Here is a 20,475-nt window from a genome sequence, read left to right as displayed (position 1 = left end):
TAAATCACAAAAATCTTTCAAAATAATTCCTCGAGTTTTTCTTTTAATTTACCTTTTTTTGCATAAGGTAGAGCGTCAAACTCTTTGAGATTATGTTTTAATATTTTTATATCACCATTAAACCCAAGTATGAAATTCTCACAAATTCTATAAATAATTTCTGTTGGGGCAAGTCCGTAAACTTGATGTTCAAAAATATGGTTTAACCTTTCCTCTCTATTTGGAAAAATTTCTTTCATTTTATCACTTTTATAAAGTCTTTTTACAATCTCTGCAATATACAGTCCTGATTTCATATATAAATCTATAAATGTCTTATCAGAATCATCAAAACAACCTGGGTTTTCCTCTTCTAAGAAATTCACCATTTCTATTACTATTTTCTTTGGAGTAAATATCTGATTAGTCTTTTGAGGAGGGATATAGTCAAATATATCTTTTTTATTATTCTCATCAAAATAATTTGAAAGTTCCTTCTTCTTTAATAGAAATTCTTTTATAGATTCATCAAAGACTGTCTCATCAAATAAATTACCTATAAAATGTTCCTCTATATCAGTTTCTTCATTAAAATAAGTTCCACCATCTCTTAAGAAGATAAATTCATCTAAACTGATACTTGTAACTTCTTTAAACACATTCTCTGGAATAATTTTCTCAATATTACAAAGTCTTGTATCTTCATTTCCATACGCCATTAAAAATGAAGGTATTGCTCGGGCAAACCCTCTGAGGTTATCTCTAATTTCATCTTCATGAGATTTCTTTTTTTCTTTTTTCTTTTCAGTTTCCACTTCTTGTATGATAGATTCTGTGGATTTATCGAGGTAATCAGACTCCTTGATTTTTGTTTTTATATTTTCCACAAGTTCTTTTTTTCTATTTTCAATTTTCTTTTCATATTCTTCATTAATTTTTGTAGTGTCTGCCATAGATTTGGCTTCTTTTATTCTTTCTTCTCTCTCATCTACAAGATTATTATTATCGATTTTCCAATCATTATATTCACTAGTTATTAGCTTTTGGGCATCTTTATTCAATATGTTTAGAGTATTTCTCTCTGTAGATTTTTTTAAATCTTTTCCGTAACCATCTTTTGCAATATCAATTAACATATTATTTACTGGATCTATAATTGTCTTTTTAATAATTTCTATATCTTTCTTCTCATTTTCAAATGTTAAAGTATCGGTTCCAATTTCAGTCCCATCTTCTTTAATTAAATATATGTCCGAAATCATTTCATCCGTATCGTTATAGATTTTTTGGCCAAATAATTCCCTGGCTTTTCCTATTATTTTTTCCTTTGGAATATCAACCTCATTATTATCATTTAAATCCAGTTCATCTCTCGTATTTTCATTTATATTAAGAGGTTTAAAATCTTTCCCTTTATCCATCTTTTCTACAATTTTTTTGACAATATTTGGTGCACTAAAAATATTAGATATATTTGCAAATAAGAAATTTGACATAAATCCACGATTCACAACTTCTTTAGCGTATATTTTTCTCGGAGTAATTAGAACTTTTTCAGCATCGAGAAGAACCATTTTACCTTTTTCATCTTCACCATAAACTGGAAAAAAGTTTAATAGCTCCCTGACATTTTTCTTGCGAGTACCAGTATTTCCCTTTCCATTGGAAGTGGCAGAATTTAAGTCATTTGCAAATTCCTCAAATATCTTTAGAGTCCTCGCTGGGTCAAAATCAAATACATAAGCATTTTCTTTTCTAAGCGCTCTCCCCTTCTCTCTAAATAAACATGGATTTTGACTTCTAAAAGCAGCCTGCATATAAAGTGCTGGGCTTGCCATATTGCTAAGCATAAGTACAGCAGACCATTCAGGAATAGTTACGCCAGTGGTTAGCTGACCTACAGACAAGGTGATAGTCTTTTCATATTTTTTAATAGCATCTACCACTTTATCATATGATTTTTTTATTTCATCTTCTTCTGAGAGCTTTCCATCTCCAGCTGCAACAATAACTTTATAATCTCTAAAAATTGGTGAGTCATTTAATTTTCTTGCCATAGCTTTTACACTGTCAACTCTATCAAGTAGCCAAAAAGTATGTTTTAGTTCGCCTCTAAGCTCTGGAGTTGAAAAAGGAAATTTTTCCAAATTTACAAGAGCATCTAAAAATTTATCTACGTCACTCTCATAAAAGAATTTGCCATTTTCTTTAGTCTTAAAAAATTCATTCAAATCAAAAGCATAATTCTCCCAATTTCCATTAATTTCAACACCTTCTTTTAAATTATCATATATAATTTCTGACATTTGATAAGTAAAAAGATTTAGTTTAGGAAGTGTATAATATGGATTTTCTTCTTCACTAGTAATATCCCAATCCCTTTTTGCCTTTTGTTCATCAGCATAAGTCCAATTGTAAATCGCATCTTGTGGAAATTTATCACTTGCAATAGCCTTAAAAGGAGTACCCGAAAGATGAAGTGTATTTAGTCTATCAATATTATCCAAAGCTACATCAGTCTTTAAAGTGTCTACACCCTCATGTGCTTCATCAATAACCAAAATATCCCAGGTGATTCCCATTTTATTGCCTTTTTCATCAAGCCCTTTATACAGTTCTTCCAATTTATCTAAATTAGGATCTCCACCAAAATATTTTGAAGTTTTAATATCTTGAAGGCTCACAAACTCAATACATCCACGAGTATTATCATTAGTTAAAAGGTTTAAATATTCATCTCTTGACAGTACATGTTCTTTATCTTTAATAGCGTCAACACGGCTCACGAAATAATATCCAGAGCTTGCGCCAATAAACTTTAGATAATCTTCATACCACGAATTTGCAATTGCAGGTCTATTAGTAACGATTAAAATATTTTTGAAATCCATTTTCATACACAAATCGTAAGTTGAAAGAGTTTTGCCAAATCTTGGCTTCGCATTCCACAAAAATTCTCCATTTATGTGCGTATTAAAATATTTAATTGTTCTTTTTACTGCATCTTCTTGCTCAGCACGCAGTATATATGGAATTGGATCATCATTTGACTTAATGATTCCTCTATTCTCTCTAAAATCGTTAAAATGATTTTTAGCAATAGTAGAATCAATCTTAAACCATTCTGTACTTGGCTCTCTTTTAACACCTAATCTATTCAAATATCCATGAAATTCTTTGTCTGTAAAAGTTTCTAGGCTGCCTTCATAAGTTGCATTTTTGTGCCATTTTATATCAAATTTAATGCCTGCAGTTTGAGTTTGTTCTTTAATTCTAGTTTCAACATCACGTTCCGTAAAACCAATTTTAGTCCAGCCATTGTGGTATGAAATTCCAGGAGTAGTATAAGCATAACATTGTGGAATAACTTCTTTAGTAGTTTTAATATTAAGCATTATTTCATCTCCTTGACATTTGTTTCTATAAAATTAATCTCATCTTCACTTAAATCATATTTTTTATATAATTGATTGTCTATTTCATGAATTGACTTTGACCAGTCTATATCCGAATTTTCTGTAAAGTCCTGTAAGGGGACATATTTCCAAGTAGCTTTAGGATTATGTTGAGTAATTTTTAATATACCGAGCATTGTTCTTGCAAATTTACTTCTCACATATTTAAGACAGGCTTTTGTTTCTCCTAGTGTATCAAATTTTCCTATACTTATAAATGTTTGAGTATGCCCGATTAGGGGCTCCCCGATTAGGGGAGTGCTTAACTCCTCTCCTAAGGCTCCAGACCCGTTTGATTTCGGCAGTATTACCTTATATGCGTGGAGATTCCCGTGATTTTCTATAAAGTCTTTATTTACCCACTTTTTAACTCTTTTATTTTTTTGCCTTCCTATCATTTGAATATATCCATCTTCAAAATTACCATTTTCTATAAAAATAAAAGGTAATTTATCAAAAATATTTGTTGTTATATCATATTTATGACCTTTACTAAGCAATTCTTCGGCTTGTGGATATACTTCATGGAGTTTTTTTGATAATTTATAACTTTCTGGTGCATATATTAATTCACTAAAACTTTTCTCATTTTTTATTTTGACTTTATAAAATATTGAACGTAATTCTTTATAAGTTATAAAAACTTCTATATTTCCAAAGTTTTTATTTTCATCTCTATATGTAATTACAACTCCACCTTTGATATCAGTTTGTGAAAATACTTTACTACTTTTTTGAACATACTTTACGATTTTTAAGTGTTCATCATTTAACATTTTTTTATTCCAAATTTTAGATGTGTTTCCCGCATTAAAAAGAAATCTTGCTGGAGTTATCAATAAAACTTTCTCAGAAATCATATAAGCTTCATCCATCAAGTAGTTATATATTGGTTTATCGCTAGTATCTTTTGATTCTTCTTGATAAGGTGGGTTTCCAATAATAAAATCAAATTTCTTCATATCTTGCTCCTTATATTCTCTAAAATACCTTGACTCTCTTCTCCTCCAGTCACGTATTTTAGAATATTTAACTTCATGTTCTACTTCTTCATCATCTAATTTACTATCTAAAATATCAAATATATTTATTTGTTTATCTTTATCTTTGATTGCGGCAAGTGGTACTGTATAACTTAATCCATCCATTTGCCATATATTCCAAGTTATAATATTTGTAATTGTATTTAAAAGTTTTTTCTCAGGTTTTTTATCCCATCTTTTTTCAAAATAATCCACAAAAGTAAGAAGTATATTTGCTCTTGCTATCAAAAGATTATCTCCTTGATACTCATAACCATAGACACTTTCGACTGCTTTAGTCGCCCAGTTTATCCATTCTTTTTCACTATTTGTATTTTCATCTACAATTCTGAGCTTTCTATCAAGGATTCCTATTCTATGTAATGTATCTTCTATAAATACTCCACTTGTGGCATCGTATCTTGAAACTAAATAAGGCCCTTCACCACATGTTATTTCGAGAAATGTAGTTGTGATATAATTTTTCCACATATTTTCTTTTGGAAATTTTATTTTTTGCCTAACCACTTCCCAAGTGTTTCCTTTTTCAATATTAAAAACGTTTTTTCTGCCGAAAAACATCTCGTCTGCATAATTATTCATCTCATTAACTATCCATGAAGGTGTGAAAACTTCTGCTTTATTTCTAGTTCTATTTAATTTTTCTTCTGTACTTTTTAATATTCGCGGCCTCAAATTAAATCCCATTTTAAAAACAATTTCAGTTATTTCGTTTTTATCATCGAATTCACGACCAAGGTGTTCAAATACATTAGTCGCCCATATTATATTTTTGTTTGTAGTCTTATCTTTTAGTAGTTTTTTTAAAACTGAGTTTAGTGGGTATTTTTTAAAATCTAATATTTCTGACATTTTCTCCTCTTTAATTTTTATCTGATAATGTATTTAGTCTAACTTCAATTAATAAATTAAAAAATATTCAATTTTTATAAAATGATTCAATTTATTAACTAATTAATATATGTTCTTCTCACCCAATTATAATCCAAAAAATTTTGGGTAGAAAGCCTGATTACAATTTTTCTATTATCTAATGATTATTATATCTTATAAAGAGCCTAGTTTGCTACTTACTTTTATTTATATATTAAAACTAGTCCTTGGCAGCTGAATAATTGTGTCGACTCCATTTGTTTCACAGTAGTTTACAAGTTCAAAAAATCCATTGTTTACTTTTTCTGCAATTCTTGGCATAGTTTTAGTTGCTTTTTCTAATGGTTTAAAAAAATTATCCCAATGCATAGGTATAACAAGTTTAGCATCTGTAATGTTTATAGTTTCATCAAAAAATTCTATTCGATTTTTAATTTCCATTTTCATAAGTCCAGCTATTGCCAAAAATACTACATCAGCTTTATAATCTTTAAGTCTATTTTTAATATAATTTCCACTTGGATGTATTAAATATGTTTTTCCTTTATTTTCTATATAAAAATCATAAGAACCACCTTCTTTAAAATTTTTTAGTTTTTTGGGATTTTTAAGGGGTTCTTTGATTTCTTCGCCCAAGTCATCATTAAATATTCGTGGTTTCGAATGCAGCGTTGGAATTACAGTTATTTTAAAATCTCCAATTTGATATACTTGATAATTTTCAAAAACTACTATTTGACTGTTATTTACATTTTCTCCAAGGGCTATATTTTTAGTGGTAATACTTCCATATAAGGCGGCTCCTGTAGTCTTTGCAATATAAGGGGCATCCATAACATGATCATAATGTGAATGAGATATGAAAATGGCTTTGAGTCTATTAATTTTATGAGCTTTTTTCATATCTTCTATAACTTTTTCATCGCTTGAGACTTCTTTTAGGAGATATTCTTTGACAGAAGGTCTAGTAAAATGAGCATCAAAAAGAATTTGACTTTTTCCATCGTCAAACAATAGAGTTGTGGTTCCAAAATTTGTAATTTTCAAAGTTTTTATAGCCTCCAGTCTTTATTATAATTTTATATTAACACAATTATTTATATGCTAATACTAAAACTTCTCTAAAATATAACTCATTTCAAAAGAAATTAACTTTACAATACATATAAATAAATTAAAAAACCCCCGTCCTTAAAGGATAGGGGCAATTATCTAACTTAAAGTACTTGTGCGTCATAACCAGCTTCTTTTACTGCTTCTTCTAATAGTTTATCTTCTGCATTTCCCACTACAACGGCTTGTTTTTCGTCAAGTGATACTTGTGCACTTTCTACTCCTTCTACAGATTCTAAGGCTTTTTTTACTGCGGCTACACAGTGATTACAACTCATACCTTCTACTTTTAATATTTTTTCCATTTTTATATCTCCTTTTATATTTTCTTTTAATGTATAACCTGATTGTGTTATTATTTTTTCTATTTCATCATTTGTTATACCCTTATTTATAAATTTTACTTCTCCACTTTTAGCATCTGCTTTTACTGACTGAACTTTCCCTGTCGATAAAAGTGCATCTTCTACTCTCTTTTCGCAATGCTGGCAAGTCATATCTGAAACTTTTATTGTAGAAATTTCTTCATTATTTTTCACATCATCTTCATGACTTGTTATTTCTTTTGATGCTGAATTTTTTTCATATACTCCACGGGGTTTAAATGCTTTTAAGCGGAGTGCGTTTGTCACTACAAATATTGATGACATACTCATCGCAAATGCTGCAAACATAGGTGATAGTTTTATCCCAAATGATGGAAACAATAATCCTGCCGCCAATGGAATTCCTATTGCATTATAGAAAAATGCCCAGAATAAATTTTCTTTGATATTTTTAATTGTAGCCTCAGAAATTTCTATGGCACTAACTACATCGAGTAAATCTCCTCTCATTAGCACAACATCCGATGCTTCAATTGCCACATCTGTTCCATGCCCTATTGCCATTCCAATATCTGCCTTTGCAAGTGAGGGGGCATCATTTATTCCATCGCCAATCATCAAAACTTTTTTACCAGATTTTTGTAATTCTTCTATTTTTTTATTTTTGTCTTGAGGTAGTAATCCGGCAAATTTTTTGTCTATTTCAATTTCTTTTCTGATGGCTTCTGCGGTTTTTTCATTATCTCCTGTGAGCATTATAATCTCTTTTCCTTTATTATGAAGAAGCTCAATTGCTCTTTTGGAGCTTTTTCTTGGCAAATCTTTTACTGAAATTAAGCCAATCACATCTTCTTCATTGCCAAAATACATAGATGTCTTGCCTTCTGTAGATAGTTTGTCAGCATAATCTTCATAATCTCCTATGTCGATATTTTGCTCTTTCATAAATTCAAGATTGCCTGCAAAATACTTTTCATTTCGATAATCTGCCAAGATGCCTCTCCCACTAAAAGATTTAAAGTTTGTGGATTTTGGCACATCAATTTTAGATTCGTTTACATATTCAAGTATTGCTTTTGAAAGTGGATGCTCTGAATTTTTCTCTAAGGATGATGCAATCCTTAAAAATTCTTCTTCATCTAATTCTGTTTTGATATCCGTTAGTTTTGGATTTCCTTCTGTTATTGTTCCAGTTTTGTCCATAACTATTGTGTCTATTTTATGCAAATTCTCTAGAATTTCTGCATTTTTAAATAGCAATCCAAATTCTGCCGATTTACCTGTGGCGACCATTATTGATACTGGTGTCGCAAGCCCAAGTGCACATGGGCATGATATGACAAGAACTGAAATTGCAAAATTAAGTGCAGTTTCAAAGTCATTTCCCAAATAAATCCACACAATAAATGTCACTACAGAAATTGCAATAACACTCGGCACAAATACACCCGATATTTTGTCTGCAAGTTTTGCTATAGGTGCCTTAGACTGGTTAGCTTCGTCTACTAAATATATTATTTGTGAAATTGTGGTGTCTTTGCCAACCTTTGTAGCTTTAAATTTAAAAGAGCCCGTTGTATTGACAGAACCCGAGATGACATTATCTCCTTCTTTTTTGGATACAGGTATTGACTCTCCTGTCACCACTGACTCGTCCACAGAAGACATACCCTCAACTACTACGCCATCTACAGCCACATGTTCACCAGGTTTTGTTAAAATAATATCTCCAACTTTTACATCTTCAATATTTTTAACTACTTCTTTGTCATCTTCTATTACAGTTGCTTTTTTAGGTGCTAAATCCATCAAATCTTTTAATGAAGATCTGGTTTTACTTTTTGATTTTTCTTCTAAATATTTGCCCACTGTAACAAGGGTTAAAATCATGGCAGCAGATTCAAAATAAAGACTGTGACTATATCTGTGAATTAAATTAATATTATTTGTTGCAAGGCCTTCATTTATTCTATATATGGCAAAAATTCCATAAATTAGAGCAGATATTGAACCCAGTGCTACTAAAGAGTCCATATTAGGTGCTCTATTTTTTAATCCTTTAAAGCCATTTATATAAAAATCTCTATTTATATAAATTACTGGCAGTGCCAATATGAACTGTGTGAATACAAAATTGGCAAGTCCTTTTTCTCCCCTAATTAGAGGTATTTGAGAAAGCCCTACCATTTCTCCCATTGCTACATACATCAAAATTATCATAAAAATAGATGAATATATCAGTCTATTTTTTAATTTATTTTCTCTATCATAAGTATTTAAGGATACTTCTTTTTTCTGTCCACTTATGCTGGCATCATAGCCAATTTTCTGTACTGAAGTTATGATTTCATCATCTGATGTACTATCTTCATCGTAGATAACTTTCATAGAATTTGTCATTAGATTTACATTTACATCTTTGACTCCATCTAATTTTTCGACAGCCTTTGTGACATTTGCCACACAAGATGCACAGGTCATGCCATCTACATCAAATTTCTTATTTTTCATATAAATCAACTCCACCTATCTAAATGATAACACTTATTAAAATTTAGACAAGTATTTTCTTCCCTCAATGTGTTTTTATTAATAATTATTTATTAAAATATCTATAAAAAATCTATTTTATAACTTACTTTTTAAACAAAATTTCATTTTCAAGATATATATGTTTTCTCATGTGAGTATCTAATGTTTTCATTTTGTCTTCTAGTTCTTTAATTTCACTAATTTCTGTATTTAAATTATAAGAATGAGTTAAAACTTTAATTCTATCAAATAGACCAATAGTCTTTTCATGTTCTGCAATTAAATTTTCGAAGTCGACTTCTTTACCTTTTAAAGCTTCTTTAAATTCAAATTCTTCTTCACTAGAAAAATGACTCACGAGTTCAGCTTTAATGAGCAGTACAATTTCATAGATTACAAAAAGCTGTTCTCCTCTTTCTTTGTAGTATTTCTTGATAGTTTTTCTAAATCCGCTGTCAATTTGCTCAACCATATCGAGTTCGTATGGATGAATAACTGTAACTATGTGTTTTATAATCTCTTCTATACTTTTGTCTCGAAATTGTTCAACTTCTTTATAAATATTGGGTCCTTCAATCTCTTCAACAAATCTATCAAAATCTATATTTTTTTCGCCAAGTGCATCATTTAAATTCTCCATTGCAACTAAATTGTAGTCTATTCCCATATCTGCAAGCTTTGGCATGACATCTTTATTTTCCATTACAGCTTCTTCTACCGTCATATCTTTTCTTAACATAATTAATTACACCTCAATTGATTTTAAAAATCCATTTACTTCATCTTCTCTAGTTCTATAGTCTGTCACTAGCCTAATTATACTTTCTTTTTTATTTTCAATTTCAAAAATATTTTCTTTTGATAGTCTTTCAATTTCACTTGGACTAGATTTAATAAAAATTTGATTAGATTCTCCAAATAGAGGTTCTCTGCCTCTACTCTTTAGGCCTTTAACGAGTTTTCTACTCATGTCATAAGCATGTTTTGCATTTCTATAATAAAGTCCATCTTCAAACAGAGTTTCAAAAGATAGTCCTATCAAGAAAGATTTTGCCATCATTGCGCCTCTTTGTTTCATATAAGATCTAAAATTTTCTTTTAAATCATCATTTAAAATAATCATGGCTTCTCCAAAAATTGCACCATTTTTTGTGCCGCCTATTGAAAATATATCGCAATTTTTAGAAATATCACTTAAATTCATATTACCAGCTGCCAATGCATGGGCAATTCTTGCTCCATCAATATATAAATATAAATTATATTTTTTACAAATTGCATATATTTCTTTAATCTCATCAATGCTATAAACCGTACCAAGCTCAGTTGTGTTTGAAATATAAATAAGTTTTACACTTACATCTATCTCTTTAGCTTGGGTATTTATAAATTCTTCAATATCTTCGGGTTTGAGTTTACCATTTTGTGTATCTATTGTAACAACTTTGTGACCAGTTGCTTCAATTGACCCAGTCTCGTGATGGGTAATATGTCCTGTAGTTGCAGATAAAACTGCCTCATATGGCATGAGGTTAAATGTAGTTGCCAAAATATTTGCTGCAGTTCCGCCAGATATAAATTCTATATCGCAATCTTTTTTTATTTCTTTTTTTAAAACTTCTCTAGCTCTATTGCATATTTCGTCATTTCCATAACCCGAAATTCTATGGTCAAAAATTTCATTCATTTTTGTATAGATTTCTTTATTTCCAAAATCCTTATAATCATTTAAAAAATTATTCATGAAACACCTCTTTTATATATTACCCTAAAGAGGCTCTAAAGTATCTTTATTTCTCATTTAATATAGAGTACAATTGAAATGAAAGCTGACTAGAATTTTTAATAAAATTATTATAGATAAAAACTACAATGAGGTGGTAAAATGACAAGCCATGGTGCTAATGTATTTGATATAGCAAAAAGTAAAAAGATAGATGTAAAAGAAATTTCAGATTTTTCGTCAAATATCAATCCTCTAGGTGCAAGCAAAAAAACTTTAGAATATTTAAAGGACAATCTAAATCTACTTTTCACATATCCCGATCCAAAATATATAGATTTGAAAAAATCAATAGCAGATTATACAAATTCAAATCCACAAAATATTATACTAGGACTTGGGGCCACAGAGATTTTAAAAGAGAGTATAAAATATTATCAGTCTGCTAATTCAATGATACTGAGCCCTTGTTATAGCGAATATGAAGAGGAACTTGAAAAAATAAATTCCAGAATTTTTTATTTTGATTTAAATTATACAGATAAATTTAAAATAAATGTAGATGAAATAATCAATGCAATTAATCTCAAAAAAATTAATTTATTAGTGTTCGCAAATCCAAATAATCCCACTGGTACAATATTAAAAAAAGATGAGATTAAAAAAATTCTACAAAATACAAATGTTAAACTTATTGTTGACGAAACATATGTGGAATTTTGTGACCAAAATATTTATTCATCTGGTGAACTCACTAAGAAATATGAAAATCTACTTATAGTTAGGGGAACATCTAAATTCTTTTCACTGCCAGGTATTAGACTTGGATACGGACTTACAAGTGATATTAAATTAATAGAAAATTTCAAAAACAAAGAAGTTTTATGGCAGATAAACTCTGTAGCAGATATATGTGGTCAAAAAATGTTTAAGGATGACAAATATTTAAATAATGTCTATAGTTTTATTGAAACTAGAAGAGAATATTTACTCAAAGAATTAAATAAAATAACAAATCTAGAGCCAATAGAAAGCAAGGGGAATTTTATTCTAGTTAAAATTCACAATGAAATCACCTCTACTAAATTAAGACAGATATTGGCACAAGAGCTTATGATTATAAGAGATTGTAAGAATTTTCGTGGACTTGATAGTTCTTATTTTAGATTTTGTATATTGAGTGATAAAGAAAATGAAAAGTTACTAAAAAGTTTAAGGAAAATATTTAATTAAATATACTAATTTTTATAAAAATATCTAAATATAATTTATAGTTTTATAATTATATTTTGTTTTTTGTGGTATCAATAAAGATAAGAATTTAATTTTATAAAATTCTCTAAGGAGGAATAAATGAAAAATATAAAGAAACTTATCACTACTTTATTATTAATACCTGCTCTCATTGTGCCCACTTTTGCGGCAACAGTTGAAGATGTAGTCCTTGACAATAAAGAAGTAGTTACAGAAAATAAAATTTCAGACAAAGATGACAGTTTAGATAATAAAATAGAAGACATAAAAGAAGTGGAAAACTCTGAAGATAATTCTTCTCCAAATGAATTTTTAAGTTTAAGTCCTTGGGCTGTAAATGATTTAAATGAAGTGCAATTTATGGGGCTTTTCCCAATAGAAAGATTCTTGGATGGTTCTGATTTTAGAAAAGTGGCCACGCTTGCTGATGCAAATACGGTTTTTAAACTATCTAAGGAAAAATTATCATCTGCAGGGATTGACACTGGTAATTTTACATTCAAAGACACTACTAGATTAGAAATCTTAAAATCAATATCAAGCCTTATTAAAGATGAATACAGTATCGAAAAATTAAAAAATCAAAAGGTATTTATGGGTTCATCGGGTGAAAAATATTTGAATTCTAAAATACCACTTGAAGAGATGCTAGCTCTATACAGAAGAGCTGTCAATCAAAAATTACAAAAAGAAAATCAAACATCAGAAGGATTTTTCTATGAGGTCAAAAATAACAAGAATACAGTTTATATGTTAGGCTCTGTCCACGTGGGCGAACCAAAAATGTATCCTCTAAATAAAGAAATTACAGATGCTTTGATTAAATCTTCTAAAATCTATATGGAAATTGATTTAACGAAAGAAGAAGCTGCAAAAGTAGTTCAAGATAAATCCTATTATAAAGATAATTCTACTCTAAAAGATGACTTAGGCGAGGAATTATATAAAAGGGTTGTCAATATATTTGAAAGCTATGGTATACCAGAAAGTTCTATAGAAAAAATGAGACCTTGGGCACTATACAACAATCTATCAAGTGATCCAAGTAAATCAGCTTTAGCTGCAAGCTATGGTATAGAATCTTATTTTATATCACAAGCACTCTTAAACAAAATACCAATAGATCAATTGGAAACTGTAGAGTACCAATCAAATGTACTTTCTGAATTTGATAAAGAAACTTATATAGAGATGATAAAAAACATTGTGCCTGAAATTGAAAAAAATGGCTATACAAATTTAAATAAATCTATGGATGGCCTTTTAAATGCTTGGGTAGAAGGTAATGACAAAAAACTAATTTTCTATATTGATGGTGGTAGCAGTGCGGAAAAAGAATTTACCAATGCCCTAACTTTCGAAAGAGATAAAAACATGGCCAAAAAAATAGACAAATTATTAAAACAAGATGGTGAAAACACATACTTCGTTTTGGTCGGATCAGCACATTTAGTGCCTGAGAATTCTGTAACAGGTATTCTAAAAGAAATGGGCTATGATGTAAATAGAAAAAACTTCAAATAATTAATAAAAAAGGCAGGTCATCCTGCCTTTTTTATTGTGCATATTAAAATATTTTTAAAATAGGTTAAAAATATTACTAAATTTTATTTAAATTTTAGTATTTGTAAGCAAATAAGAACTGTTTATGCTGATGCATAGTTTTTTTGTGTAACCTAATATTAATAGGGTAAATAAATAACAAATGTATTTTAAATGAATAAATAATTTTAGGAGGTATTTTTTTATGTCAGATTATCATGAACCAGCTAGTGAAATGTCAGAAGAGGCAAGAGATTTAGTACGTGGTTTAAAAAGTTTTATAGAAGAAGTTGAAGCTGTATTTTGGTACACTCAAAGAGTAGAGGTTGCTACTAATGAAGAACTAAAAGAAATTATGTGGCACAATGCGGTTGAAGAAATGGAACACGCTATGATGAGTCTTGAATGGCTTCGTCGCAATCAAGAAGGTTGGGATGAACAAATGAGAACTTATCTATTTACTGATGTTCCTATTATGGAAGCAGAAGAAAATGCAGAATGTGCTTCTGAAAAAGAAAATAAAGATCTTGGAATAGGAGAACTTTAATAATTAGGAAATAATTAGGAGGAATAAGATGGATATTCTAAAAAGAAGTCTCGCTCCCATACCACAAGAAGCATGGGATGAGATAGATGAATCGGCAAGAGACGTTTTAAAAAATGTTTTAATGGCAAGAAAATCACTTGCTATAAATGGTCCTAAAGGCTGGGACTACCCTGCAGTTCCTGAAGGAAGACTTGATATAATAGAAGACAACAAACCTAGCAAAGATGTGTCAAATATTTGCACAGGAAAATACAAGGTTAAAAGTCTTGTAGAAGCTCGTGTTAGCTTTAATCTTGATAGATGGGAACTAGACAATGTAAGTCGTGGAGCTAAAGATATTAATTTAGATAATCTTGAAGCTGCTTGTGAAAAACTTGCAATGTTTGAAGATGATGTTATATTAAATGGCTATAAAAATGAAATAACTGGACTTGCAGAAGCAGCTGGCCACAAATATTCTTTTGGCAAAGAAATAAATACTATTCTTAAAAATATTGGTCAAGGCGTTGAGGATTTAAAATATTCTTATGTAGAAGGACCTTATGACTTAATTGTTTCTGAAAAAGCATATGATTTGATTAATGTAATCATTGATGGCGGCTATATGTTAAATATAGTTAAAAAATTGATAGGTGGTTCAATAATTAAATCGAAAGCATGCAAGGGTGCAGTATTAATCCCTCATAAGGAAGAAGATATAGAATTTACCCTTGGACATGACTTTTCAATAGGATATGAAAAAGAAGATCCTCAAACAGTGGGATTATTTGTTTCAGAATCATTTACTCTTAGAATACTAGATGAAGACAAAATAGTGGCTTACAAACTTTAATTTTAAATAAATATAGCTTAAAAGCTGGGTGAACTAAGCCCAGCTTTTTATGATTTAATATTATTTTTCTTGATCTTCCGCTATTCCTTCTAATCCTTTGTCCACTAAAAATTGAAGATTTTCATCTTCAATTTTAGGTGGAGCCATTTCAAAAGAATTATTGACAACTGTAAAATCAAAATATCCAAGTCTCGCCACAGGTCTTATACCTACAATATCAACTTTTCCTTCGTCGTTAATAAATTCATCTTTTATATGTATTCCAATTACTTTACCAATTATAACATCTATTGTATTTATAATGTCATTGCCAGGAAGTCTTAATGTTTGTACATATTCAATTTCATAGTGAACAGGTGAACTTTTTACCATTGCGACATCTACTAATTCTGCTTCTTGTTTTTCTACACCTATATATTCAAATTTATCCTGCAATCCATTAGGTAATTTTGCAATTGAAGATTTATTCATCGCTTCAGCTAATTCTTCACTAACCATATTAAATACAAATTGACCTGTTCTTTCAATATTTTTTACTGTATTCTTTCTATCTTCGAAAATATTTTGATTCGCAGAAAACAATACATATGGTGGGTCAAAAGTTAAATTAGTAAATTGAGAATATGGTGCAATATTATCAGATCCATCTTCATTTCTTGTTGATATCCACCCTATACATCTTGGTACAGTGCATGATTTAAAAGGGTTGTGTGGTAATCCATGATTATTTTTTTGAGTTTCGTAAAACATATTATTCTCCTTTTCTTTATCCTATGAGTAAATAAGCTATAGGAACAGTAATTAAAAATATCAATATAGTTCTTTCAAACCATATAATAACTAAATCTTTAATAGATACTGGTATTTCAGTAGAAACTATTGTTGGTATTGTTGTTGAAAACATTAAAATTTGAGATACACTCATCACGCAAAGCACGAATCTAGTAATTAGTGGTGCATCTTTAACCAACATGACTGGTAAGAACATTTCAGCAAGTCCTAAAAAAGCCGCTTTAGCCGCTAATAAAGGTTCTGGTATTTTCAACAAATAAGTTAATGGGTAAAATATATATCCAAAAAAATCAAAAATAGTTGTATAGTTTGCAATTATCAAGGCAATTAATCCAATAGACATAAAATTTGGAAGAACTTCAAATACTAAGTCAAAAGAATCAATAACGTTTTGTGCAGTTACTCTAAAAACATTACCAGCCTTTTTGCAAATTCCTAATCCGTTGTTCAAAGCTCCAACAAACAAGTTTCCCTCTATATCTTCTTCAGGAATTCCTTTTTGATTTAAAAAGTAAGTATCTGGTTTTTTAGATAAAGGCGGTATTCTTACAGTTATAGCAGTCACTGCGAAAGTAACTAGAAATGCCTCAAAGAAAAACTCACTCCAAAGCTCCATTATGTTAGCTGTTTTTGCAATAACGACAAAAAATGAAATGCTTACAGTCGAAAAAGAAGTGGCTACGACTACAGCTTCTCTAATACTATATTTAAGTTCTTTATATAAATCATTTGTCATCATAACACCAACGGCAGTAGAACCCATGAAGGAAGCCACTGCTACAACCGCTGTTCGTCCAGGAGTTCTCCAAATTTTTCTCATTACAGGTTTTAGAAATTGTCCTATAAAATCAATAGATCCATAATCCATCAAAAAAGTTAAAAATATAGATCCTATAGGAATGAGTGTCCCTACCTGAACAGCTAAAGAATCAAACAAAAATGGAGCATGATCAGGTCTAGCGACAGCCTCTGGTGCATACCCAGAAAATAATATTATTGTGAAAATAGCTCCAACTAACTTTGATATAGAAAAAAAGGTAGTAACTTTATCTATATTCCAATTTTTTCTTACAAATGGCCGAAATGCTCCAATCATAATAGCAATAAATGCATAAATTTTTACTACAATAGGTAATTTTTCAATCAAAAAAGATATTACAATTTCTAAAGGTATTGTAGCTTGTCCATTGTATTTTACAGGAACGAAAAACATAAAAATTCCAATAGCACTCAATAGAATAAATTTGAACAAAAGACCAGTATCTTTATACAATTTTTCTTCTTTTATCACAAAATTATTATCCATAATACACCTCCATATGTTTACTTTATTATAGTATTATGATTTCATATTATCTATGAAATTTATTGCTTATAATTATTAATATATTGCTTTTATTGTGTTATAATCTTTTTAGTGATGATTATGGAAAATAAAAAGAAAAATTTAGACCTATTCCTTGATATCCTCGATAATCCAAGCGAAGAAGGCTTAAACCAATTTAAACTTTTAAGAGAATATATTTATAATAATAATAATAATATATTAAAGAGCATTGTAATCGATATCCTAAAGAGAGAATATATTTATAATTATATCTATGGCAACCTAGAAAGAGCAAAAAATTCAAAACAAATCTTCAAACTCTTTAACCTTGACATAAGACCTAATATTGTTTTGACAATAATTTATGATAATTTTTGGATGCTATGTGAAAAAGATAATAATACAGCACGATACAAATTAAAGAGAGAGCTAATTGATGCCACAAACTTACTATTAGAAGGAATTAAATCTGTAGCGACTACTTTAATAGGAACCGATAAAGTAATAGTTCTAATTGATTGTGAAGACAGAAGTGAAAAAGAAGCTATGAAATATGTTGATAAAATAACAAATAAATTGTTAATAAATTTACACGATATGACAAAATATTCTGTAAGTATAGGAGTAAGTTCTTATAAAAAAGATGAAAAAAACCTAAACGATGCATATGAAGAATCTTTTAGAGCTTTAGACAATATATTTACATGATTTAATAATAAATATAGGTCATAATAATATTGAAACAGCAAACGAAATTATAAAAAGGATGTATTACTTTTTAAGAGCAAAAAATTATGACTCTAACTATATAAAATCGATAAGTTTAATATTTATTTTTGAAATATCAAACTACTTCAGTTTCGATGAAAATAAAGATATTTTAAATGTTGTTCTAATGGATAATACTGAATCATTGTTAAGAACCACGACTTTGAACGAAATTAAAGCTATAATAAAAAAATATTTAAAAACAATAGTAGATTATTTTGAAGAAACTAACTCAATAAAAAGAGGTGTAAATGTTGCTAAATCCTATATTGAGAAATATTATATGTTAGATATATCCCTCGAAAAAATATCTTTTGTAGCTGGTTTTTCACCTTACTATTTCAGTCGTAATTTTAAAAAAATAACTGGATCTAATTATATTGATTACTTAATAAATATTAGAATTGATAACGCAAAATTATTACTCAGCACGACTGACAAGACAATATTAGAAATTTCATTAGAAGTGGGTTTTGAAAATTTTAGTTATTTTTCAGGACGTTTCAAAAAATTATGTGGTACTCCTCCATCTGAGTACAGGAGAATTTTCAAAAAAACTAAAATATAACTAAAACTTAAATAATCTATTATAACTGCAAATTAATAATTTAATTATTAATCTAAAAGGAAAAGCGACTCTATCTCTAGGGATAGGGCCGCTTAAGATAATTATAATTTTTAATTGACACATTTTATAAAGAATAGTTTTTATATTGAAAACGCTTCAAATATAAGAGTATATAATAATTACTATTGTTAGTTATATTATTATAACTTGCATTTATTTAAAATTTTTATAATAGCTCTATTTTTAGAAAAATAACCATAAAATTGGTGCAGTAATTAAAATACTTAATATTACCCTCTCTATCCATATAATGATATAGTCTGTAAACTTTATCGGAATATCTGTTCCCATAATACAAGGAATAGAAGCTGAGAAAAATAATATTTCAGAAACTGAAACAACTGCTACTAACATTCTCGTAATAATATCAAAATTTCCACCAGCAACGATTGGTGCAGGAAGAAGCATCTCTGCAATGGAGAGTGCAAGAGCTTTTGCAGTAATCATAGGTTCGGGTATTCTAGTTATTAGAGTAAAAGGATAAAATATATAACCGATAATATCAAAAATTGGTGTATACTCAGCCAATATTAAACCCAGCATTCCTATTCCTAGAAGGGAAGGTGCAATATTTAATGCCATTTTAAATCCATCAATAAAATTTGATTTTATGACAACTGGTAGAGATTTAGAATTTTTATAAGCACTCATACCTGCTTCAACAGCATCTCTAAAAGTAACTTTCTTCTTTACATCATTTGTTTTAATCTCGCCCGAAAAATAAACTTCAGGCTTTTTAGATAGGGGATAAATCCTTGTCGTTATGGCCGTTACAAGAAAAGTAACAAAGAGCGTTATCCAAAAATAAGAAATCCAGTGATTCATTAAATCGAGAGTATTTGCTACTATAACCATAAATGTAGCGGAAACTGTTGAAAAACCAGTGGCAATTATAGCTGCTTCTTTTGTAGTGTAATAATCTTGTTTATAAACTCTATTAGTGATTAATAGTGCAAGTGAATATGAACCTACAAAAGATGCAACCGCATCGACTGCAGATTTACCAGGTGTTTTAAATATTGGTCTCATAACAGGTTCCATAAATACCCCAATAAATTCCATGAGTCCAAATCCTGTCAAGAATGCTAAGAATACTGAACCAATTGGCACTATTGTAGTTACAGAAACCATAATTCCATTCCAAATTAGAGGGAGCATATCTCCTTCAAAAAATCTTGCTGGTCCTTTCTTAGTTACATACATAAACAAAAACATAAGACTTGTAAGTTTTAAAATAAAAAATACTGTATTTAAAGCAGAGCCTTGCCAACCCTTTGTTTTTATAGCATATAATATGCCAGCGAGTACAATAAAAATTCCAAATATGAAATTATAATTTGGAATCGTTTTTACAAAATTGGTGATATGGTCAATAGGTATTGTACTTTTTTCACCAATTGTTATGGGAATAAAAAACATAAATATACCAAAAAGTGCATAAGCTAAAAATATGGCTATATCTTTTGAGGTATAGTTTTTCTTTTGTGTATTCTCCATATTTCTCCTCCTTAAACTTAATATAATAGACTTTAGTAAATTATCATAACTTAGTCTAAAAGATATTATATCATAATATGGAATAAAAAAATAGTTTTTTATACTTTTTGTAACAAAATATGTTTTTTTTATAAAAAATAGAAAGATATTGATAAAGTCCATATAATTGTGTAAAAAGAATAGGTCATTTGAAACCAAAACTGGTACAATGTTTTTAAGCAAAAAATAAAACAACCAGGAGGAA

General features: G+C 29.2%; 15 protein-coding genes. 6 read left to right on the top strand and 9 right to left on the bottom strand.

The window, feature by feature from the left end; translation table 11 throughout:
• Positions 1-17 precede the first annotated feature (17 nt).
• From ABID14_RS07500 to ABID14_RS07475, 6 genes are all read right to left on the bottom strand, one after another.
• The gene (locus tag ABID14_RS07500) at positions 18-3,374 is read right to left on the bottom strand and encodes a DEAD/DEAH box helicase family protein (RefSeq protein WP_354368729.1); all 3,357 of its coding nucleotides are present in this window, start codon (positions 3,372-3,374) and stop codon (positions 18-20) included.
• Positions 3,374-5,329: an Eco57I restriction-modification methylase domain-containing protein gene (locus tag ABID14_RS07495; RefSeq protein WP_354368727.1), complete on the bottom strand. Its 1,956-nt coding sequence runs from the start codon at positions 5,327-5,329 to the stop codon at positions 3,374-3,376. Before ABID14_RS07495 ends, ABID14_RS07500 begins: the two co-directional genes overlap by 1 nt.
• Positions 5,330-5,557: 228 nt before the next feature.
• Complete coding sequence (locus ABID14_RS07490; protein WP_354368725.1) at positions 5,558-6,397, bottom strand: MBL fold metallo-hydrolase; 840 nt, start codon at positions 6,395-6,397, stop codon at positions 5,558-5,560.
• Positions 6,398-6,567: 170 nt separating this feature from the next.
• The gene (locus tag ABID14_RS07485; RefSeq protein WP_354368723.1) at positions 6,568-9,300 is read right to left on the bottom strand and encodes a heavy metal translocating P-type ATPase; all 2,733 of its coding nucleotides are present in this window, start codon (positions 9,298-9,300) and stop codon (positions 6,568-6,570) included.
• A gap of 124 nt (positions 9,301-9,424) precedes the next feature.
• Entirely contained in the window at positions 9,425-10,060 is a 636-nt protein-coding gene (locus tag ABID14_RS07480; protein ID WP_354368721.1) for a hemerythrin domain-containing protein, read from the bottom strand.
• A 6-nt stretch (positions 10,061-10,066) separates the two neighbouring features.
• Entirely contained in the window at positions 10,067-11,065 is a 999-nt protein-coding gene (locus tag ABID14_RS07475; protein WP_354368719.1) for a threonine aldolase family protein, read from the bottom strand.
• Positions 11,066-11,206: 141 nt separating this feature from the next.
• Between ABID14_RS07475 and ABID14_RS07470 the strand changes: the two genes are divergently transcribed.
• From ABID14_RS07470 to ABID14_RS07455, 4 genes are all read left to right on the top strand, one after another.
• Positions 11,207-12,277, top strand: a complete 1,071-nt coding sequence (locus ABID14_RS07470) for a pyridoxal phosphate-dependent aminotransferase (RefSeq protein WP_354368717.1) — start codon at positions 11,207-11,209, stop codon at positions 12,275-12,277.
• A gap of 120 nt (positions 12,278-12,397) precedes the next feature.
• Complete coding sequence (locus tag ABID14_RS07465; RefSeq protein ID WP_354368715.1) at positions 12,398-13,822, top strand: TraB/GumN family protein; 1,425 nt, start codon at positions 12,398-12,400, stop codon at positions 13,820-13,822.
• Positions 13,823-14,045: 223 nt separating this feature from the next.
• Entirely contained in the window at positions 14,046-14,387 is a 342-nt protein-coding gene (locus tag ABID14_RS07460) for an encapsulin-associated ferritin-like protein (RefSeq protein WP_354368713.1), read from the top strand.
• Positions 14,388-14,415: 28 nt separating this feature from the next.
• Positions 14,416-15,219 carry a family 1 encapsulin nanocompartment shell protein gene (locus ABID14_RS07455; protein WP_354368711.1) on the top strand — a complete coding sequence of 268 codons (804 nt, stop codon included), beginning with the start codon at positions 14,416-14,418 and terminating at the stop codon, positions 15,217-15,219.
• A gap of 60 nt (positions 15,220-15,279) precedes the next feature.
• Here ABID14_RS07455 and ABID14_RS07450 read toward each other — a convergent pair whose 3' ends face one another.
• Positions 15,280-15,969 (bottom strand): flavin reductase family protein, encoded by a 690-nt coding sequence (locus tag ABID14_RS07450; RefSeq protein WP_354368709.1) that lies wholly within the window; start codon positions 15,967-15,969, stop codon positions 15,280-15,282.
• A 16-nt stretch (positions 15,970-15,985) separates the two neighbouring features.
• Positions 15,986-17,317 (bottom strand): YjiH family protein, encoded by a 1,332-nt coding sequence (locus tag ABID14_RS07445; RefSeq protein ID WP_354368707.1) that lies wholly within the window; start codon positions 17,315-17,317, stop codon positions 15,986-15,988.
• Between the two features lie 120 nt (positions 17,318-17,437).
• On the opposite strand from ABID14_RS07445, the gene ABID14_RS07440 reads away from it, so the two are divergent.
• Together ABID14_RS07440 and ABID14_RS07435 are read left to right on the top strand one after the other, a co-directional pair.
• Positions 17,438-18,046, top strand: coding sequence for a CdaR family protein (locus ABID14_RS07440; RefSeq protein WP_354368705.1), 609 nt, complete (start codon positions 17,438-17,440; stop codon positions 18,044-18,046).
• 58 nt (positions 18,047-18,104) lie between these two features.
• Entirely contained in the window at positions 18,105-18,674 is a 570-nt protein-coding gene (locus tag ABID14_RS07435; RefSeq protein WP_354368703.1) for a helix-turn-helix domain-containing protein, read from the top strand.
• A 243-nt stretch (positions 18,675-18,917) separates the two neighbouring features.
• On the opposite strand, the gene ABID14_RS07430 is transcribed toward ABID14_RS07435, so the two are convergent.
• Positions 18,918-20,231, bottom strand: coding sequence for a YjiH family protein (locus ABID14_RS07430; RefSeq protein WP_354368701.1), 1,314 nt, complete (start codon positions 20,229-20,231; stop codon positions 18,918-18,920).
• Positions 20,232-20,475 lie beyond the last annotated feature (244 nt).

It is taken from the genome of Peptoniphilus olsenii (assembly GCF_040545475.1).
Classification (GTDB): Bacteria; Bacillota; Clostridia; order Tissierellales; family Peptoniphilaceae; genus Peptoniphilus_A; species Peptoniphilus_A olsenii.
This window is presented reverse-complemented; position numbering and strand designations above follow the sequence as displayed.

What these genes read in the sequence shown, in the direction of transcription:
- ABID14_RS07460 (WP_354368713.1), top strand. Translation starts at nt 14,046, where the DNA reads ATGTCAGATTATCATGAACCAGCTAGTGAAATGTCAGAAGAGGCAAGA.
- ABID14_RS07440 (WP_354368705.1), top strand. Translation starts at nt 17,438, where the DNA reads ATGGAAAATAAAAAGAAAAATTTAGACCTATTCCTTGATATCCTCGAT.
- ABID14_RS07435 (WP_354368703.1), top strand. Translation starts at nt 18,105, where the DNA reads ATGTATTACTTTTTAAGAGCAAAAAATTATGACTCTAACTATATAAAA.
- ABID14_RS07445 (WP_354368707.1), bottom strand. Translation starts at nt 17,317, where the DNA reads ATGGATAATAATTTTGTGATAAAAGAAGAAAAATTGTATAAAGATACT.
- ABID14_RS07500 (WP_354368729.1), bottom strand. Translation starts at nt 3,374, where the DNA reads ATGCTTAATATTAAAACTACTAAAGAAGTTATTCCACAATGTTATGCT.
- ABID14_RS07450 (WP_354368709.1), bottom strand. Translation starts at nt 15,969, where the DNA reads ATGTTTTACGAAACTCAAAAAAATAATCATGGATTACCACACAACCCT.
- ABID14_RS07470 (WP_354368717.1), top strand. Translation starts at nt 11,207, where the DNA reads ATGACAAGCCATGGTGCTAATGTATTTGATATAGCAAAAAGTAAAAAG.
- ABID14_RS07430 (WP_354368701.1), bottom strand. Translation starts at nt 20,231, where the DNA reads ATGGAGAATACACAAAAGAAAAACTATACCTCAAAAGATATAGCCATA.
- ABID14_RS07495 (WP_354368727.1), bottom strand. Translation starts at nt 5,329, where the DNA reads ATGTCAGAAATATTAGATTTTAAAAAATACCCACTAAACTCAGTTTTA.
- ABID14_RS07485 (WP_354368723.1), bottom strand. Translation starts at nt 9,300, where the DNA reads ATGAAAAATAAGAAATTTGATGTAGATGGCATGACCTGTGCATCTTGT.
- ABID14_RS07480 (WP_354368721.1), bottom strand. Translation starts at nt 10,060, where the DNA reads ATGTTAAGAAAAGATATGACGGTAGAAGAAGCTGTAATGGAAAATAAA.
- ABID14_RS07475 (WP_354368719.1), bottom strand. Translation starts at nt 11,065, where the DNA reads ATGAATAATTTTTTAAATGATTATAAGGATTTTGGAAATAAAGAAATC.
- ABID14_RS07465 (WP_354368715.1), top strand. Translation starts at nt 12,398, where the DNA reads ATGAAAAATATAAAGAAACTTATCACTACTTTATTATTAATACCTGCT.
- ABID14_RS07455 (WP_354368711.1), top strand. Translation starts at nt 14,416, where the DNA reads ATGGATATTCTAAAAAGAAGTCTCGCTCCCATACCACAAGAAGCATGG.